This window comes from Mesorhizobium sp. M1423 (assembly GCF_040317575.1).
Taxonomy (GTDB): domain Bacteria; phylum Pseudomonadota; class Alphaproteobacteria; order Rhizobiales; family Rhizobiaceae; genus Mesorhizobium.
This window is the reverse complement of sequence record NZ_JAMYKU010000002.1, coordinates 193,366-213,341: the sequence shown is the minus strand read 5'-3', so window position 1 is coordinate 213,341 and position 19,976 is coordinate 193,366. Positions and strand designations below refer to the sequence as shown.

8 protein-coding genes are annotated in these 19,976 nt (G+C 64.5%); 2 read left to right on the top strand and 6 right to left on the bottom strand.

The window, feature by feature from the left end; translation table 11 throughout:
* Positions 1-36: 36 nt before the first annotated feature.
* From cysW to NKG95_RS03815, 6 genes are all read right to left on the bottom strand, one after another.
* Positions 37-921, bottom strand: a complete 885-nt coding sequence (gene cysW, locus NKG95_RS03840; RefSeq protein ID WP_023720881.1) for a sulfate ABC transporter permease subunit CysW — start codon at positions 919-921, stop codon at positions 37-39.
* On the bottom strand, positions 914-1,765 hold the full coding sequence (cysT, locus tag NKG95_RS03835) for a sulfate ABC transporter permease subunit CysT (RefSeq protein WP_023720880.1): 852 nt from the start codon (positions 1,763-1,765) through the stop codon (positions 914-916). The genes cysW and cysT overlap by 8 nt, the downstream gene beginning before the upstream one ends.
* An 18-nt stretch (positions 1,766-1,783) precedes the next feature.
* A complete protein-coding gene (locus tag NKG95_RS03830) occupies positions 1,784-2,812 on the bottom strand; it encodes a sulfate ABC transporter substrate-binding protein (protein ID WP_023720879.1) in 1,029 nt (342 codons plus the stop codon).
* Between the two features lie 219 nt (positions 2,813-3,031).
* Complete coding sequence (locus NKG95_RS03825; RefSeq protein WP_352788506.1) at positions 3,032-3,718, bottom strand: M15 family metallopeptidase; 687 nt, start codon at positions 3,716-3,718, stop codon at positions 3,032-3,034.
* Positions 3,719-3,772: 54 nt separating this feature from the next.
* Positions 3,773-5,869, bottom strand: coding sequence for a penicillin-binding protein 1C (gene pbpC, locus NKG95_RS03820; RefSeq protein ID WP_353039996.1), 2,097 nt, complete (start codon positions 5,867-5,869; stop codon positions 3,773-3,775).
* Between the two features lie 163 nt (positions 5,870-6,032).
* The gene (locus NKG95_RS03815) at positions 6,033-11,513 is read right to left on the bottom strand and encodes an alpha-2-macroglobulin family protein (protein WP_353039995.1); all 5,481 of its coding nucleotides are present in this window, start codon (positions 11,511-11,513) and stop codon (positions 6,033-6,035) included.
* Between the two features lie 273 nt (positions 11,514-11,786).
* Between NKG95_RS03815 and NKG95_RS03810 the strand changes: the two genes are divergently transcribed.
* Both NKG95_RS03810 and NKG95_RS03805 read left to right on the top strand, forming a co-directional pair.
* Positions 11,787-13,715, top strand: coding sequence for an autotransporter assembly complex protein TamA (locus NKG95_RS03810; RefSeq protein ID WP_352844497.1), 1,929 nt, complete (start codon positions 11,787-11,789; stop codon positions 13,713-13,715).
* Positions 13,715-19,765 carry a translocation/assembly module TamB domain-containing protein gene (locus tag NKG95_RS03805; protein WP_353039994.1) on the top strand — a complete coding sequence of 2,017 codons (6,051 nt, stop codon included), beginning with the start codon at positions 13,715-13,717 and terminating at the stop codon, positions 19,763-19,765. Before NKG95_RS03810 ends, NKG95_RS03805 begins: the two co-directional genes overlap by 1 nt.
* The last annotated feature ends 211 nt before the right edge of the window (positions 19,766-19,976 follow it).

Here is a 19,976-nt window from a genome sequence, read left to right as displayed (position 1 = left end):
AAAACCGGTTCCCACTTTTGGGCGACATGCATTTTGTCAGTGGCCGCGCGTCGCGGCGATCTCGGCGCCGTAGCGCATCTCGAGAAGTGTTTTCAAGACCAGTGTGACGAGCGCCAGGCCGGCAAGCAGCGAAGCGACGGCAAAGGCGGCGGCGGCATTGTACTCGTTATAAAGGATTTCGACATGCAGCGGCATGGTGTTGGTCAGCCCGCGTATGTGACCCGACACCACCGAGACCGCGCCGAACTCACCCATGGCGCGGGCATTGCACAACAGTACGCCGTAGAGCAATCCCCATTTGACGTTAGGCAACGTCACGTACCAGAACGCCTGCCAGCCATTGGCGCCGAGCGACAGGGCCGCCTCCTCGTCGCCATTGCCCTGCTCCTGCATCAGCGGGATCAATTCGCGGGCGACGAAGGGGAAGGTGACGAAGATGGTGGCCAGCACGATGCCCGGCACGGCAAACAGGATGACGATGCCATGCGCCTTGAGCCAGGCACCGAGCAGGCCTTGCGCGCCGAAGAGGAGTACATAGACCAGGCCGGAGATGACCGGGGAGACCGAAAACGGCAGGTCGATCAGCGTGGTCAGGAACGCCTTGCCCTTGAACTCGAACTTGGCAATCGCCCAGGCGGCGGAAATGCCGAAGACGACGTTGAGCGGCACCGAGATCGCCGCGACTAGAAGCGTCAGGCGGATCGCCGAGCGCGTATCCGGTTCCGACAGCGCCTGTGTGTAGGCCTCGATGCCTTTGGCGAAAGCTTCCTTGAAGACGATGATCAGCGGCAAGAGCAGGAAAATGCCGAGGAAGGCAAAGGTCACGATCATCAGCACGGTTCTCGCCGTGCGGCTTTCGGTCACCGCCGGCGACTGGCTTTCGTGGTGCGGCGCGTAGGATTTGATCTCCGGGTCAGCCATAGCGCTTGCGGCTCCACGTCTGCACCAGGTTGATGACCAGCAGCATCACGAAGGACAGCGCCAGCATGATCGCCGCGATCGCGGTCGCCGCAGCGTAATTATATTCCTCGAGCCTGATGACAATCAGAAGCGGTGCGATCTCGGATTTATAGGGCAGGTTGCCGGCGATGAAGATGACTGAGCCGTACTCGCCGACGCCGCGCGCGAAGGCCAGCGCGAAACCGGTGACGATGGCCGGCGCCAGTCCGGGAAGCAGGACGCGGCTGATGATCTGGAAGCGATTGGCGCCGAGCGTTGCGGCCACTTCCTCGACCTCCTTGTCGATCTCCTCCATGATCGGCTGCACGGTGCGCACGACGAAGGGCAGCCCGATGAAGATCAGCGCAATGACAATGCCGAGTGGCGTATAAGCGACTTTGATGCCGAGCGGCGTCAGCAGGCTGCCGATCCAGCCGTTCGGTGCGTAAAGCGTGGTCAGCGCGATGCCGGCAACCGCCGTCGGCAGCGCAAAGGGCAGGTCGACCATGGCATCGACGATGCGGCGGCCGGGAAAGCTGTAGCGCACCAGCACCCAGGCGACGATCGTGCCGAAGACGACGTTGACGGCGGCGGCAATGAAGGCGGTGCCGAAGCTGATTTCAAGCGCGTTGATGGTGCGGCGGTCGGTGACGATCGCCCAGAAGTCGGTCCAGCCGAGCGCCGCCGAGCGCCAGATCAACCCGGACAGGGGAATGAGGATGATGAGGGTGAGGTAGGCAAGCGAGAAGCCGAGCGTCAATCCGAAACCCGGAATGACGCTCGGCTGCCTGAACCGCCACCCCGCCTTGGCGGGTGCTGTGGTCATGTCGTCCTGATCTAAATGCTACTGGGCCGGCTTATAGATCTGGTCGAATATACCACCGTCGCCGAAATGATAAGGCTGTGCCTTCTTCCAGCCGCCAAAAAGTGGGTCGTCGATGGTGACCAGCTTGATCTCAGGCTGCTTGGCCAGGTCCTCCGCCGGCACCAGGTCGGGCTTCGAAGGGCGATAATGGTTCTTGGCGATGATCGTCTGGCCTTCCTTGGAATAGAGGTAGCTCAGATAGGCTTCGGCAACTTTGCGTGTGCCTTTGGCGTCGACATTGGCGTCGACCACTGCGACCGGCGGCTCGGCCAGGATCGAGGTCGGCGGGTAGACGATATCGAAATTGTCAGCGCCGAACTCGTCGAGCGCCAGATAGGCCTCGTTTTCCCAGGCGAGCAGCACGTCGCCTAGCCCTTTTTGCGCAAAGGTCACGGTGGCGCCGCGCGCACCGGTGTCGAGAACCGGGACATGCGCATAGAGATTGCCAACGAATCCCTTGGTCTTGGCCTCGTCGCCGCCATCCTTGGCGCTGGCATAGGCCCAGGCGGCAAGATAGTTCCAGCGCGCGCCGCCGGAGGTCTTCGGATTGGGCGTGATCACCTGGACGTCATCCTTGACCAGATCGCCCCAATCATGAATGCCCTTGGGGTTTCCCTTGCGGACGAGGAAGATGATGGTCGAGGTGTAAGGCGCCGAATTGTTTTCGAATTTCGTCCGCCAGTCGGGATTGATCTTCTTCGTTTTCGAGACAATGGCGTTGATATCGCCTTCGAGCGCCAGCGTCACCACGTCGGCGTCGAGCCCGTCGATCACGGCGCGCGCCTGGGCGCCGGATCCGCCATGCGACTGCTGGATGGTCACCGTCTCGCCTGTCTCGGCCTTCCAGTGGGCGACAAAGGCCTCATCGAATTGCTTGTAGAGCTCACGCGTCGGGTCATAGGACACGTTGAGAATGGTGGTGTCGGCAAACGCGAAACCGAGCGTGCCGAACTGGACCGATGTGGCGACCAGTGCGCCGAGCAGTTTCCTGAAATGAGGTTTGGTCATTTCCGCCTCCGTTGAACTCGCGCCAAATCTACCGAATTGATAGAATTTAGATGCATTCAATGTTGCCTTTTTTGGCCTATTGAAGCAATTTTTCGCCTACTTTCGGCGATGGGAGGAACTATTTTCCCTTGCGCGGGACCTACGCTCCCGACGCGATTATCTAGAGACGGCTAGCTCTTCGGCAATGGCGGCGTCGCGTCCGAACGAGGTTTTGGCGGACTATTCGGCGGTGACGGGAAAGTTGAAGCGCTCTCTTGGAAACGGCTCGTTTTCCAGCGTGAAGTGCCACCATTCGCGTGCGTAATTCTTGAAGCCGCCGGCGCGCATCGCCTCGACAAGTTTTTTGCGGTTTGCCGCCGCTTCACTGGCGATCGGTCGGTGAGCCGTTTCGCTCGTCGGATCGAAACAGTCGAAACCGGTGCCGAAATCCAGCGTGTCGGCATCGGTCGCGCCGCAGGCCGGTTTCGGAGCGCTCTTGCGGTCCGCTCGCGTGATGGCGACATCGACCGTCGATCCGCGCGAATGGGTGGACAGTTCGCCGATATAGCCCTTGGCGATGAGATCCTTGCGCTTGACCTTTGGGTACCATTGCGGGTCCGGTGGTCCGCTCGTTTTTGTCCAGTCACCCATGTCGGAGACAGCACGCGCAGGGCGGTAGCAGTCGAACACGACCAGCGTCAGCCCTCCGGCAGCAATCGCTTTCTGCACTGCGGAAAGCGCTTGCGCCGCTTGGCTGGTGAGGACGCATACCGGCGCATCGTAACCGCTTACCTTGCGATGCAGGAAGTTTTCGAGGCCGGCATAGCGGATATCCTGCCGGATACTGGGATCGATGTCGGCCAGCCGAACAAAGCCGGCGGGGAGGGCGTCAGCAGAGGCCGAGGAAATACCGGCGGCCGAAAGCAAGGCGTAAAACCCAATCCGCTGAATCACCTGCCGGAAACTATTCAAGGGAAACTTTCACTCGACAAAAACCTTCACACTGGCCGCGCGCCCCGCCGCATCGATTACGGTCAGGGTGGAATAGCCGGCGCCGTCCGGCTGCCAGGTCGCGGTGCGCCGCCGGTCGATGCCGACCAGCGGCTTGCCGTTGGCCAGCCAGCGGAACGGTGCGCGGCCGCCTTGCAGCTTGAGCACCAGCGGCGAGGCGTCGGCCGAGGAAGTGCCGAGATCGACACGGGCGCCGTCAGGCGGAAAGACGATGGTTGGTGCAGGTTCGGTCGGCGTCGCCTGCACCAGCCCGTCGACGCCGGCGCCGAAGCGCGTCAGCGTCACCGGCAATTCTTCGCGCTTTGGCCGGCGGACGCCGGACGGTTGGCTTGGCAGCGGCACGGCGGCTAGGCTGGAACGGACAAAGCCTTCGAACAGAATGGGCGCGGCCGAGACATAGCCGGACAGACCGGGCACCGCGCCGGCATCGGGGCGGCCGACCCAGACGCCGAGCACATAACGGCCGTCGAAGCCGACCGACCAGGCGTCGCGATAGCCGTAGGAGGTGCCGGTCTTGTAGGCGATGCCGCGTTGGGCGGCACCCTGGGGCGGCTTGACGCCCGACAGGATGTCGGTGATCTGCCAATTCGCCTGACCATCGAGGATGGTGGTGGTCGAGCGTTCGGTGTTCGCCGGCTCGGTGCCGTCATGCAGCGTGTGTGCCTTGCCGCCATTGGCAAGGCCGGCATAGAGTTGGACGAGGTCGCGCAGCGTCACTCCGACGCCACCGAGGCCGATCGCCAGGCCAGGCGCTTCGTTGACGGGCAGTATCGGCATCACGCCTGCCTGGCGAAAGCGCGCCATCAGCCGGGCCGGGCCGACCGCGTCGAGCACGCGGATCGCCGGCACGTTGAGCGACAATTGCAGCGCCTGCCTGATGCTGACATCGCCCTGATAGCCCATGTCGAAGTTCTTCGGCCGGTAACCGGAGAAATCGGCCGGGCTGTCCTCGATCAGCATCTCCTGCGCCACCAGGCCTTGCTCGAAGGCGAGGCCGTAGATGAACGGCTTCAGCGTCGAGCCAGGCGAGCGAACGACCTTGGTCATGTCGATCCAGCCCGAACGGCTGGCATCGAAGAAATCGGCAGAGCCGACCTCGCCAAGAATATCGCCGGTGCGGGCATCGGCCAGCACCATGGCCACCGAGAGGCGAGGGCCGAGCTTGGCGGCGGCATCCTTGGCCACCTGCTCCAGCCCTTCCTGGACACTCTTGCGGATCGTCAGTTGCAGCTTCTGGCCGGGAATGGCCTTGGGCAGCATTGCATAGGCAGCATGAGCAGCGAGCGCCGGCAAGGTCCGCCGCAGCCCCGACACATCGTCGAGCGCGGCTCGCGCGGCCTCGCGTTCGCCGAGCAGGCCTGCCGACACCATGCGGGTCAGCACGCGGTCGCGGGCGGCATGAGCGACTTCGAGGTTGCGGTCAGGGCGTCGCTTTTCCGGCAATTGCGGCAAAGCGACGAGCAGGGCCGCCTCAGAGACCGTCAGCGGCTTCGGCTCCTTGCCGAAATAGGCGAGCGAAGCGGCGCGCACGCCTTCGAGATTGCCGCCATAGGGCGCCAGCGTCAGGTAGCGTTCGAGGATCTCGCGCTTGGACAGCCGCCGTTCTATCTGGACGGCGCGCAGCATCTGTTTGATCTTCGAGCCGAGGCTGCGGCTGTCGCGCGGTTCGATCAGCCGGGCGAGTTGCATCGAGAGCGTCGAACCACCGGAGACGATATGGCCGCTGGTCACGAACTGGCCGGCGGCACGCGCCAGTGCCAGCACGTCGACGCCTTGATGATCCCAGAAGCGCTTGTCCTCATAGGTGACCAGCATGTCGACGAACTGGTTGTCAACCTGGTCCAGGTTGGTCGCAAGCCGCCAATAGCCATCCGGCGTGGCGAAGGCCCGCAACAGCTGGCCGTCACGGTCCTGCACCTCGGTCGAGACCGTCAGCGCAGCCGGCAGCGGCGGCGGAAAAGCGCGGTCGAGCTGCCAGAGGGCGACAGCGGTGATTGCGGCGAAGGAAATGCCCGCAATGGCCGCTCGGCGGAGGAATCTTTTGGAGAGCACGGCGCCGCCCCTCATCCGCCTGCCGGCACCTTCTTCCCGTGGAGGACGGGGAGAAGGTGAATGGCCGCAACGCTGGCGACCCCCTCTCCCCGTCCTTCACGGGGAGAGGGTAAGGGTGAGGGGCGGCGCGGCATCACGTCGTTACCTGCAGTCAACCGGTCTGCGTCCCTCTCCATCGTTACGGCGCCATGACCTCCATCATGCCGGTGGCGGTGCGGGCCGAATATTGCGGCCGGTACATGTCCTCGATCGTTGCCGCCGGGTGGGCGTAGATGCCCGGCGTCACCGCGCGCACGACGTAGGCGAGCGTGATGTTGCGGTCGCCGTCGCCGTCGTTCGGATTGAAGGCCGCGACGAAACGGTCGTTGCGGAATTCGAGATGGGCAGCATCGGTCTGCGCCAGCCAGGAGAAGTTCGTCAATTGGGCGCTGGAGACCAGGCCCGGATTGTCGATCTCGAAGCCGGCCGGCAACAGGTCGGTGATCAGCAGCCGCGAAGGCCAGGTGTTCTGCTCGTAAACCTTGAGCACGACGACATAGCGTTCGTTCTGCTTGACCTCCGTCACGTTGGCCTCTGTGCCGTCGAGCTTGTAGTAGGTACGGCTGATGGTAAAGCCGTTGCCGCCGGCCGGCAGAGGCTGGATCGGCGAGGCCACGGTGGTGACGACCGCCTGCAGCGGATTTCTGCCGGTGTTGACGATGGTCAGCGGACTGTCGGCCAGTTCGCCACCGGCGATCTGGTCCGAATAGCCGCCGGCATGCGGTGCGCCGTTGACGGTCAGCGCGATCGAATCATTGCCGGCCTTCAGCGCGCGGGCCGCCAGCAGCATCCAGGACTCGTCCTGGGTGCTGGTCCACCTGGCGTCGGCGCGTTCCCTGGTCACCAGCTGGATCAGCGCCGGCACGATGGTCGGCACCGGCTTGCTTTCCGCGGCAAGCGCCAGGATCGCCGCACCGTCACGCAGCGGCGAGCCATAGTCGGACCGGTAATAGTCATATTCCGGCGTCGACTTGGCCAGTTGCAACGCGGCCTGGAAGGTTGCCTCCGAGCGCTGCGTGTCACCGTAGAGCGCGAGAGAGGCCGCCAGTTGGGCGACGGCCATCGGGCTGGTAAAGGCTTCGAGCTGGGTGTCGGCGTAATAACGCAGATCGCCGACCGAGGCCTTCTTGTTGCGGGCAAGCACATAGAGCGCATAAGCGATCTCACTGCCGCGATCCTGGACGTCCTGGTCGTAGCCGATCGCGTTCTGCAGATTGCTCAGCGCCTGGTTCATCGCCAGGGCCGGCACGTCGTATTTCTGCTCGCGCGCCCGGGTCAGGAAATCGGTGACATAGGCGTCGAGCCACAGATCGCCGGAACCCGGACCCCACAGGCCGAAGCTGCCGGCCGAGGCTTGGTAGCTCAGCACCTTGTAGATGGCGTCCTGGACGCGGCCATGCAGATCGGGGTCGCTGGCCATGCCGATGCCGGAAGCCATCTCGTTGACGTAGAGAAGCGGCATGGCGCGGCTGGTGGTCTGCTCGGCGCAACCATAGGGATAGCGGTCGAGCGTCATCAGCAGCGACGGCACATCGAAGGCAGCTGATTGCGAAACGCCGACGCTCACCGAAGCGCCATCGAGCAGGCTTGCCGCCAACAGTTCCTTGTCGACGCGCAGCGCGCCGCCATTGCCCTTGAGGTCGACGACCATGCGGGTGGTCACCGGCAGTTGCGCCGGGCGCACCGGCACATAGAGCGTCTGCTCGACGGCGGTGCCATCGGCATGCGCAAGCTTGATGGTGATCGAGGCGTTGCCCGCGGTCTGCGCAATCAACGGCACGGTCAGTGTCTGCCGCTTGCCTTTGGCCAGCGTCAGCTTTTCAGGCAAGGCGGCACTGCCGGTAGACAGGTCGCCCGTCGTGTCGATGGTCAGCTTGTAGTCGCCAGCGGGGCCATCGGTGTCGGCGACGTCGAGCCGCATGACGGCGGAATCGCCGGGCGCCAGGAAGCGCGGCAGGCCGGCGGTGATCACCACCGGATCGCGCACGATGACGTCTGACTGGGCATGGCCGACCGCTTCCTTGGTCCAGGCGACGGCCATGACGCGCACGGTGCCGTTGAACTGTGGTATGTCGAAGTCGATCCGCGCCTTGCCGTCGGCGTCGAGCTGGACCGGGCCGGAGAAGAAGGCGACCAGCTTTTCGGTCGGCGGACTGCCTTGCGACTGCATGTTGGCGCCATCGCCGCCAGTGCGCAGCTTGCCGGTCGTGCCCAGCGAGCCGTCGATCAGCCGGCCATAGATGTCGCGAACCTCGAGACCGAGCATGCGCTGGCCGAAGAACCAGTTCTCCGGATCCGGTACCTTGTAGTTGGTCAGGTTGAGGATGCCGACGTCAACGGCCGCGACCATGACATAGGCGTTGGTGCCGGGCTGCACGCCGGCAACGGCGACCGGGATCGACAGCTGCTGGCGCGGCATGGTCTTGTCCGGCGGCGCCAAGCTGACGGCAAGCTTACGCGAGCCGGGATCGAGCTTCAGCCATTTGACGCCGATGGCGCGCGCCGGCATGCGCGTCTCTTGCGCATCGCCCGGCCTGAACAGCGTTGCCGTGACGTAGGCGCCGGCACCCCAATCGTCGCCGACCGTGATGTCGACAGTGCTGCCGCCGGCCGGCACGCTGGCCGTGACCGTCCTCAAGAGCTTGTCGGCGCCGATGGTGACGAGCAATTCGCCGGCAAAGTGCGGCGATACTTTGAGCTTGGCTACTTCGCCCGCCGCATAGGTTTCCTTGTCGAGGGCGATCTCGAGCCCGTCGGGCGTTTCGGTCGTGGTGGAACTGACATACCAGCCGGCGTCGAACTCGTAGCTGGTCGCCGGGCCTTCCGGATCCGATGTCTCGATCTCGAGCCGGTAGCGGCCCCAGTCGACCGGCAGCGACATGGTAGCCTCGCCATCGGCGCTCAGGTCGACCCTGCCGTTGGCCACCGCCTTGGTGAAGATGACCGGCTCATAGTTCCAGGAATTGCTCGAGCGGTACCACTGGTAGCTGCGCTCGACCTTGACCAGTGACCACTGCGCGCCCTTCAGCGCTTCACGCTTGCCGTCTGGGTCGACGGCGATCAGGCTGAACTTGGCCGTGCCGCCTTGCGGTACCTCGTCGCCGTCGAAATCGGGGCGGATGCCGATCATGTGGCCCTGCGGGCGGATGCCGATATTCAGCGAGCGCTCGATCGCACGGCCGCCGGTCTCGCGCAACCGGACCGTGACCTTGGCATCGACCAGCTTGGTGGTGGATGGCAATTGATCGACGGAAACCGGGAAGGTCGCCTTGCCGTCGTCGCCGACCACCGGCAGGCCGGTGAAGGGCGTCACCGTTGGTTCGGCCGACTGTTCGTCGGCCAGACCGAAGGAATAGCCTTTGAAGCGGTCCCAGTCGCGGCCGGTCGACAGCGTCAATTCGCCTTCGAGCGCGAGGCCCGCGGCCGGCGCGCCATAGAGAAAGCGGCCGTCGACGGTGATGTTGGCGGTCTCGCCCTGGGCGATCTCCTGCTTGTCGGCGGACAGGTCGAACTCGATGCGATCCGGGACGAAGTCCTCGACCAGGAACATCTGGCTGGCGACCGCCGCCTGCTTGGGATCGGTGTGGATCGCCACTGTCCAGGTGCCGCGCATGGCGTTGGGTTCCAGCGGCAGGTCGACGGCGTGGCCGCCGGCCGATGCTCCGTCGCTGACGATGCGGCGGTCCTCGACGCCGTCGGGCCGCGAGAAGATGAAGGTGAGCGGCAGGTTCTCGACCGCCTTGGCGGCACTGTCGCGGGCAAGAGCCGAGACATGGACGTCCTCGCCGGCGCGGTAGATGCCGCGCTCGGTCCAGGCATAGACGTCGAGCGCGCCCGGCGCCGCGCGTCCGGCGACGCCGCGATCGGACAGGTCGAAGCCGGCGCGGCCCATATCGAGGAAGACGAAGTCGTCGTCGCCCTGCTTGGCCATCAGCACCGCCGGCGCCATGCCGCTGTCGCCGCGCGTCAGGCCGGGATTGAACACCGCCCGCCCTTCCGCGTCGGTGGTCGCGGTGCCGAGGATTTCGTTGTTCCTGGCCAGCAGCGTCAGCTCGGCGCCGGCGATCGGCTCGGCGGTTGCAAGCGAACGGGCAAAGACGTTCAGCCCATCCTGTCCGGTATAGGTCGACAGGCCGATGTCGGAGACGACGAACCATTGCGTGGCGTGCGAATCATAGTCGTCGCTGCGATCGTTGACGGCTTGTGCGGTCAGCACATAGACGCCGGGCTTGCGCTTCGGCAACGCCTCGTCGATGGGGAAGGAGGTGGTGACTTCCTTGTTGAGGTCGTTGGCGATGTCGAGCTGGCCTTGCCAGACCGGCTCGCCCATCTGTTCGGAGATGTTCGAAATGTCGTAGCCGTCAAGTTGGCGCAGGAACTGATACCCCGACAGAAGCTGGGCCAGCGAGCGGTCGCCGATGCGGAAGAGCTTCATTTCGGCGGCATTCATGTTGACGGTGACGACCGGTATGCCGCGGCGTGCGCCGGCGGGCAGCACGAAGCTGTCGCCGGTGAAGCGGGCCGAAGGCGCGCGGTCCTGCACGTAGATCGACAGTACCACCGGTGCCGCGGTGACCTCGCCAATGGCGGCCGGCAGGCCGGCGCGGAAGGTCACGTCATAATGCTGGCCGTGCTCGAGCCCTTCGACGCAGATCTGCTTGTCCTTGGCTTCGACGCCCTTGGGAGCGGCGTTGTCGACGGTGACGAACTGGGAATAATCGACGCCGGTCTTGACCAACTCCTCGGAGAACTGCGCGCAGATACGCGGCGCGCTGGTGTCGGCATCGACGGTATGATCGATGACGCGGAAGCCCTTGCGGGCCTTGAGATCCTGATAAGCGGCCCTGACCGCCGGCGAATTGACCAAAGCGAGGCTCGCCTCGTAGGCCTGCAGGGCCGGCCTGTAGAGGTCGCGGCGGTCAAGGCCGTCGCCGAGCAGCGCCAGCACGTCGGCGCGCGTCTTGGTGGTGCGCAGCAATTTGTAGGCGTTGAAGGCGGCGGAAGTGGCGTTCGCCGGTAGGGTCGACGGCTCCGAACTGTTGGCGGTCGGATGGACGGCAAGCGTTTCGCGCGCCAGCTCGAGCCAGAGCTGGCCATCGTCCGGCAGCACCGAAACCGCCGCTTCGTATTTGTGCATGGCCGAGCGATGATCGCCCGTCAGCGCCGACTGTTCGGCGGCGGCCCTCAGCGCCGTCAGCCCCTCTGTCGGCTTGGTGTAGGTCGGGCCGGTGAGCTTGTTGCGGTATTGCTGGGCCTGGTCGGCCATCCAGTTGGGGAAGAAGGCGAGTTCGGGTGGCGCGCCGATGTCGGGATCGCCATCGATGTTGACGACCTTGCCGGCGACGGCGCCGCCGAAGGGTTTCAACGAGTTGTAATCGGATTTAAGGAAGCACCATTTGGCCTTGAGGTTGTAGGTGAAGGCACGGCAGGCCGGGTCGCCGAGGCAGGTGGTCTTGCACTGATCGAGGCTGACATTCTGGTCGGATCTGAGATCGAAACCAAAATAGTCGGAATTATCCGATGTCACCACCCGCCGGGCTTCGGCCGCTTGCGCGACACCGCTCCAGGCGAAAAAGAGAAGGAAAAGAATCGATAGACCACGAGCCGCGCGCATTGCCATAAACCCCTCCAGACAAGTGCTTACGTCCAGAAATCTTCAAGCTTCAGTCGCGCTTGTCAACATCAGGACGCGGCAGGATCCGCCTGCCAACGGTTTGCTTTCCGGTCGGTGACCGGTAGTAGCTCCATAGGACAGGGGATCACGCTTTCTTGCGGCGACGCAGAAGGTGTGAGTTCCAAGCCCTGTCTATTTCAGCAATTGGATTGTGGCCCCTTTACGAGTGCTTCAGAACTTCATTCCAATTTTAGGTTTGCGAGCTAGGCTAGGAGCATAATGCCGGCGTATGAAAGGCAGATGTCGGGAGGAACCGCGCCACAGCGCGCGCTTTCGCGCGCCCTGCTTTTCGCTTTGTTGTGCTCGACGGCACTTGTTGCCGAAACCGGAAGTGCGGCAGCCTTCGAGATTTTCGGCATCAAGCTGTGGGGGTCGTCAAAGGACGAAGATGCCGACATCGTCGACCCACTGCGCTATGCGGTGACGATAGAAGCGCCCGACGCCGACGAGGATCTTGCCGAGAAGCTCGAAAACGCCTCGGCGCTGAAAGCCGACGAGGAACACCCGGTATCAGGTTCGCTGGGTCTTTTGGCCAAGGCGCGCAGCGACCGTGAGCAACTTGTCGCCGCGCTCTACGCGGACGCGCGCTACGAGGGTGTCGTCACCATCACTATTCAGGGCAAGCCGCTCGACGATCTGCCGCCCGATGCCGAGTTTTCCGGCCCGCAGCCGATTCCGGTGGTGATAAGCATAGCAGCCGGGCCGAAATTCACGCTTGGCAACATCAGACTGAAAGGCGATGCAGCGGGGCTGGCAAGTGCCGATTTCGGCCTGATCGCCGGCGGTGACGCCAGTTCGGGCGCGGTGCTCAAAGCCGAGGCGGCGATCGTGCGGGCACTCAAGCAAGAAGGCAGGCCGCTGGCCAAGGTGACGGGCCGCGAGATCGTCGCCGAGCACGCCGGGTCGACGCTCGACGTGACGCTCACCGTCGCGGCCGGGCCGGTCGCCGGCTATGGCGACACCACTGTCGAGGGCACCGAAAAGGTCGACCGCGACTTCACCGAATATATGACCGGCCTGAAGCGCGGCCGCCAATATTCGCCCGATGAGATCGACGATGCGCGCGACCGGCTGCTCGGGCTCGAGGTCTTCAACAGCGTGACGGTGAAGGAAGCCGACGCCCTCGACGCCGACGGCAACATCCCGATCGGTGTCCAGGTAAGCGAACGCAAGCCGCGCTATTTCGGCATTGGCGGCAGTTTCTCAAACACCGAAGGGCTGGGCCTCGAAGGCTATTGGGGCCACCGCAATCTGTTTGGCCGCGCCGAAAAGCTGCGCATCGACGGCAAGATTAGCGGCATCGGCAGCAACGACTTGACCCAGCTCAATTACAATGCCGGCGTCATGTTCGAAAAGCCGGGCGTGGTCGGGCCGGCGTCGAAATTCATTGCCAGTGTCAACACCGTGCTGGAGCACCCCGACGCCTACGACCATTTCTCGGTCAAGGGCAGCACCGGCCTGTCCTACGAACTCGACAAGAAGCAGACGGTTTCCGCGCAAGTCGCGCTCGACTATTCCAGGATCCACGACACTTTCGGCAAACACACCTATCTGATCGCCAGCATTCCGCTGCAATATGTCTACGATAATCGCGACAGCAAGCTCAATCCGACCAGGGGCTTCAGGGTGCTGGCCTATGCCGAGCCGAGCTACGACATTTTGAGCGGGGCTGCGTTCGTCAAGCTGAAAGGCGAGGGGTCGGCCTACCAGTCGCTCGATTCGGCCTCGAAATTCGTTTTTGCCGAACGTGTCGCCATCGGCTCGATCATCGGCGCCGGTCTTCAGGATGTTCCGGCCGACCGGCGCTTCTACTCCGGCGGCGGCGGCTCGGTGCGCGGTTATGCCTATCAGGGCATCGGCCCGAAGGACAGCAACGGAGAGCCGATCGGCGGGCTTTCCTTCTTCGAGACCTCGGTCGAGATGCGCATCGCTGTCACCGACAAGATCGGCGTCGTGCCGTTCGTCGATGCCGGCACGGTGTCCACCAGGCAGGTCCCCGATTTTTCGGACATGAAGGTCGGCGCGGGTGTAGGCTTGCGCTATCTGACGGCGTTCGGGCCGCTGCGCATCGACGCGGCAGTGCCGCTCAACCGCGGCCCCGACGATCCTCATTTCGGCATTTATGCCGGCATCGGCCAGGCATTCTGATGGCAATATTCAGGCGCATCCTCCGTATCCTTTTCTACACGCTGCTCATCGTGGTGGCAGCGGCGGTGGGGGCACTCGTCGTGCTGACCAAAACCGAGCGCGGCCGCGAAAACCTTGCCGGCATCATCTCGACCATGGCCTCGACCGGCGATCGCAAGGTCACTGTCGTCGGCATCGACGGTATCTGGTCGGGCGCGCTGAGGGTCGATCATCTCGTTCTGGAGGATCGCGAAGGCGCCTGGATGGTGGCGCGCAAGGTGGCTGTCGACTGGTCGCCGCTGGCACTCCTGTCGAAGAGCTTCAGCGCCGATCGTATTGGGGCCGAGCGTATCGAGTTGGCAAGGCTGCCGGTGGCCAGCACACAGCCGAGCCAAAGCGGAGCGACCACGCTGCCGGTTTCCATCGACGTCAAGCAGCTCGACCTTCCCGAAATCGCGCTCGGGCAGGCTCTGGCCGGCAGCGGTGTCGCCGAACTTGCAGCCAAGGGAGCGCTCAAGGCGGACGCCTCGCCATTGGCCATCGAGAGCAGCCTCAACATCGTTCGCCATGACGGCAAGCAAGGCACGGTCGACGCCAAAGCCCATTTCGCGCCGGCTGACAACAAGCTCGACTTAGACCTTAAGGCATCCGAGCCGGCCGGCGGCATCATCGCCAACCTGCTCAAGCTGCCGGGCGCGCCGCCAGTCGACATTGTCGTTTCCGGCACAGGACCGCTCGCCAACTGGAATGGTATTGGGACTTTCGTTGTCGACGGCCGGATCGTCACCCAACTCACCGGTCGCCATCAGCTCACCGATAAGGGCCATTATGTCGAGGCCAACGGCGATGGCGAATTCGAGCGCTTCCTGCCCGAAACCCTGAAACCGCTGTTTGCCGGCAAGACCACCTTCGACCTTGCCGGCACAGCGACCGCGGCCGGCGGCGTCGATGTCGAGCGCGCCAATATCGACAGCGGCGCCGTGCACGCGACCGCCGCCGGCATTGTCGATCCGAACGGCGTCAGCGATCTTTTTGTGAAACTCGCCGCGAAAGGACCGCCGATCGTGCTTAGCCTCGGCAGCGAGGCACAGCCGATAACCGTGGCGATCAAGGACGCCACGGCCCGCGCTTTCGGCGATGGCAAGGCGCCGATGGTGGATATCGGCGCGTCGCTGGTCTCCGTGGTGGCGGGCGGCACGCGGGTGGACGACCTGATCGGGCAAGTGCATTCTGATGGCTTCGACATCCAGAACCGTAGCGGGCCCGTCACCATCAAGCTGACGGCGGCCGGCCTGAACACCGACGTTGCGACATTGGCGCCGCTGATAACGGGAAGGGTCAGCGCCGGTCTCGCCGGCTCGGTCAGCAAGGAACAGGTCGTTGTCGACCAAGGCACGCTGCGCAGCGACGCGCTCAATGCGTCCGTGACGGCCACTGTGGCGCTGGCCGATCTGTCGATGACGCTCAAGATGAATGCCGACGCGGCTTCGGCGGCGCTGCCGCCGCAGATCAGCTCGGTTCTCGGCGAGCGTGTGCAGTTTTCCGCAACCGCGACACGCGACCCGGACGGTGCGTTCGCCGCCAACGCATTGCAGCTCACCTCCGGTACGCTTAGTGCCAGCGGCACCGTCAGTGCGCAAGGCACCGATATCCGGGCCGATATCAAGGGCACGCTCGGCGACGTGTCGGTACTGTCGCCGCTGGTCGGCGCGAAGGTCGGCGGCGCCGTCGGTTTCGCGCTGACGGCAAGCGGCGCGCGCAGCGCACCGGATTTCTCGGTTTCGGCCAACAGCGACAGCCTGACGGCGTCCGGCCATGCGGTGAAGCAGATCAAGTTGAGCGCGAGCGGCAAGGCCGACATTGCCAGCCCTGCCGCCGATGTCTCGCTGACCGGCTCGGTCGACGACCAGCCGCTCGACCTCAAGGCATCGCTGGTCACCACCGACGGCAAGCGCTCCATCAATGGACTTGCCGTCTCACTGGCCGACAACAAGGTCTCCGGCGACCTCGGGCTCGACGACAACCTGCTGCCGCTCGGCACGTTGAACCTCGATGCCGCGGATATTGCTCCGCTGGCCAGACTTGCCGGCCAAACGGTAGCCGGCGACGTGCGTGGCACGATCCGTTTCGCGAATGACAATGGTGCGCCGACGGTCGCGATCGATGCGACGAGCGCCGCGATTTCGCGCGGCGAACTGGCGGCGAAGACAATCGCCGTCAACGCTCTGGTCGCCAATTATCTCAAAGCCCCGGCGATCTCCGGCAAGATCAAGGCCGACACGATCACCTCCGGAACCACGGTGATCAGCGGCATCGACGTCGACCTGAAGCGCGATGGCGACTGGACCGGCTTTAGCGGCGGCGCCACGGTCGCCGGCATTCCGGCCAGCGCGGCCGGGCGGGTCAGGGTTGCGAACGGCATCACCAGCATCGAGCTTGCCTCCGGCGAGGCGACCATCCGCGGCATCAAGGCAGCGGTCGCGCAGCCATCGGCGCTGACAATCGCCAATGGCATGGTGAGCATAGAGAAACTGGCGCTCGGTGTCGGCGGTGGTTCGGTTGCCGTGTCGGGTACGGCTGGCCAGACGCTCGATCTCGCTGCCACCTTGTCGGCGGTGCCGGCAGCACTTGCCAATGATTTTTCACCGGGCCTCGATGCCGCGGGCACGCTCAGCGGCACCGCGCAAGTCACGGGATCGTCGGCTGCCCCAGACATTCGCTTCAACGCCCGGCTCAGCGGCGGCGAAACCAGCCAGACCCGGCGGGCCGGGCTCGGGCCGCTCAATCTCGATGCGGCTGGCCGTTTCTCGTCGGCCAGCGGCGTCGCCATCGAGCATGCGACGCTTGCCGGCGAGAAAATCTCCGGCAAGGCAGCCGGCACCATCAATCCGAACGGTGCCAGCGATTTCTCGCTCGACCTCGCATCCACCGGCCCGAGCCTGCCGCTTTCGCTCGGCAGCAAGGAGAGCCCGATCAAGCTCGAGCTGCAGACGCTGTCGCTAAAGGCGGCCGGGCAGGGCACCCAGCCGAAGCTCGACATCTCCGCGACGCTGCCATCGGCCGCCACCAATCTAGCTAAGATCGAGGGCATCACGCTTGCGCTGCACTCCGACCGCTTCGACGTGAAAGCCCGGAGCGGGCCGATCTCCGGCTCGGTGACCGCCGAAAAAATCGGCCTCGACAATCCGACCGTCGCGCCGCTGATCGCCGGCAAGGTCACTGCCAAAGTCGCCGGCAGCCTTGCCGCCGACGCTGTCATCATCGATAGCGGCACCGTGACCAGCGACGCGTTGAACAGCGGCTTCAACGGGCGGGTCTCGCTGGCCGACGGCGCCATCGATCTAAATCTCAAGGCGGATGCCGCGTCGGCGGCGCTGCCGGTAGCGGCGCGTGGCATGCTCGCCGAGCGGACGCAACTCAGTGCCGCGCTGAAGCGGGACGCCAACGGCAATGTCACCGCCAACGCGATCAGGCTGTCATCAGGCGCGCTGACCGCAGACGGGCAGGCGAGCCTTGCCGATAACAAGCTGAGCGCCGACGTCAAAGGCGCGCTGGGCGACGTCTCGCTGCTATCCAAGGATGCCAAAGGCGCTATTTCTTTCGCGCTGAATGCGCAAGGCGCCAGCACCGCGCCGGATCTGTCGCTGACTGTCAACAGCGATAGGCTTTCGGTGGCGGCGCGTGAGATCACCGGACTGAAGCTCACCGCCACCGGCAAGGCTGATGCCGCCAACCCGGCGGCGAATGTACAACTCACCGGAAATGTCGCGGGCCAGTCGCTGCAGGGTAGTGCCGTGCTGGCGACATCGGACGGCAAACGCGCCATCAACGGGCTTTTGCTGTCGCTGGGCAAGAACCGTATTTCCGGCGACCTGGCGCTCGACGATGCCTTCGTGCCGGTCGGTACGGTAGCACTGGACCTGCCCGATATCGGTCCGCTTGCTGCCCTGGCACTGGAAAAGGCCGATGGCGATGTGCGCGGCACGATCGCCTTCTCCAAGGCTGGCGCCGTGCCGCAGGTCGCCATCAAGGCGACGACGGGCTCGATCTCGCGCGGCGATGTCTCGGCCAAGGCCGTGACCATCGATGCGCTGATCGCCAACTACCTGGCGGCACCGGTGATCTCCGGAAAAATCCGTGCCGACAGCGTCACTTCCGGCGGCACGGTTATCCGTGGTGTCGACGTCGATCTCAAGCGCGACGGCGAATGGACCGGTTTCTCCGGTGGCGCCACCGTGAAGGATATTCCGCTGAAGGCCGGCGGCCGGGTCAGGGCGGTCAAGGGCACGACGACGGTCGAACTTGCCTCCGGCGAGGCGACCATTCGCGGCATCAAGGCGGCTATCGCCCAGGCCTCGACCATCAACATCGCCAATGGAGTGACCAGCCTCGACAGGCTGGTGCTCAACCTCGGCGGCGGAACGGCGACGGTCACGGGCAAGGCTGGGCAGGCGCTCGACCTCAACGCGACGCTGGCCCGCGTCCCGATCTCGATAGCCAACAGTTTTTCGCCTGGCCTCGATGCCGCCGGCTCCGTCTCGGGCACGGTGAAGATCACGGGCGCGCCGGCCAATCCGGCCGTCGCCTTCAAGATCGACGCCACAGGCGTTCAGACGTCGCAGACCCGCGGTGCAGGTTTCGGCGGCATGGGCGTTTCGTCTTCAGGTACGTATTCGGGCAACAGACTGACCTTCGACGCCAACATGAGCGATGCCGCCGGCCTTGGCCTCAAGGGCGGCGGCACGATGACGACATCAGGCGCGCCCACCCTTGATCTCAACTTTTCCGGCAAGGTGCCGTTCGCCTTCCTCACCAGGACACTCGCCGCGCAAGGCCTGTCCTTGAGCGGCACGGCCGACGTCGATGTGCAGGTGCGCGGCCCGGCGACGTCGCCGGTGATCTCAGGCACGGTCCGTACGTCAGGCGCCCGCCTGGTCGACGCGCGCTCGGGGCTTGCGATCAACGACATCACCGCCGATGTCGCTATCGGTGGTGGCGTGGCCAGGATCAACCGCCTGACCGGCACGCTGTCGACGCGTGGCAGCCTTTCGGCCAGCGGCACCGTCGGCATCGATCCGGCTAAGGGTTTCCCAGCCGACCTGTCGGTCAAACTGGTCGACGGCCGTTATACCGACGGCAAGGTGGTCACTGCTAACCTCGGCGGCGACCTGACCATCAAGGGACCGCTCACCTCCGGGCCGGTGATTTCCGGTACCGTCAACCTGGCCAAGACCGTCATCACCGTACCCGAAAAGCTGCCCGGCTCGCTGGCCGAGCTCAACGTCAAGCACAAGAATGCGCCGGCAGCCGTGCGTGCGCAGGACAAGGCGTTGCGCCCGGCCGCTGCAAGCAGCGGTGGCGGCGGCAGTGGCCTCAACCTCGACGTCACGATCAATGCGCCGAGCCAGATCTTCATCCAGGGCAGGGGCGTCGACGCCGAGCTCGGCGGTTCGCTGCGGCTGACCGGTCCGGCATCGTCACCCCAGGCGGTCGGCACCTTCACCTTGCGGCGCGGGCGGCTGACGATCCTTGCCAAGCGGCTGACCTTCACCGAAGGCACGGTCGGCTTCTCGGGCTCTCTGGTGCCCTACCTCAACCTTACGGCGCAATCCAAGACAACCAGCGCCACCGTGACCATCGTGGTGTCGGGCGAGGCGACCAACCCGAAATTCACCTTCTCCTCGGTACCCGCGCTGCCGGAGGACGAGGTGCTGGCGCAGCTGATCTTCGGCCGTTCGATGTCGAACCTGTCGCCGCTGCAGATCGCGCAGCTTGCCGAGGCTGCCGGACAACTGGCCGGCGTCGGCGGCTCGACCTCCCTGCTGCAGAACCTGCGCAGCGCGATCGGCGTCGACGATCTCGACGTAATCACCGACGAAGAGGGCGGCACCGCCGTCTCGGCGGGCAAGTATCTCAACGACCGCACTTACGTGACGATCCAGAAGGGCGATAGGCCCGGCTCGGGCAAGGCAACCGTCGATCTCGACGTCGGGCGCGGCGTCAAGCTGCGTGGTGAGGCAACCGACGCCGGCGAAGCCAAAGGCGGTGTTTTCTATGAACGGGAATATTGAAACGGCTGTTCGCGCAGAACAGTTGGTTGCCCGAAGAACGAGCGGCGCAGCAGCAAATGTCCCGGTTTAATTGTCCGTGGAGATTTCGCGCGAAATCCCTGGCGCAGTAGCAAATTTGCGCCAAGACTGTCGTTATCGCGCGAACCGCCCTGCTTTCAAAGTTGCACATTCCTTGGCATGTTCCCAATCCGTGCCGTCTTTGACATCATGG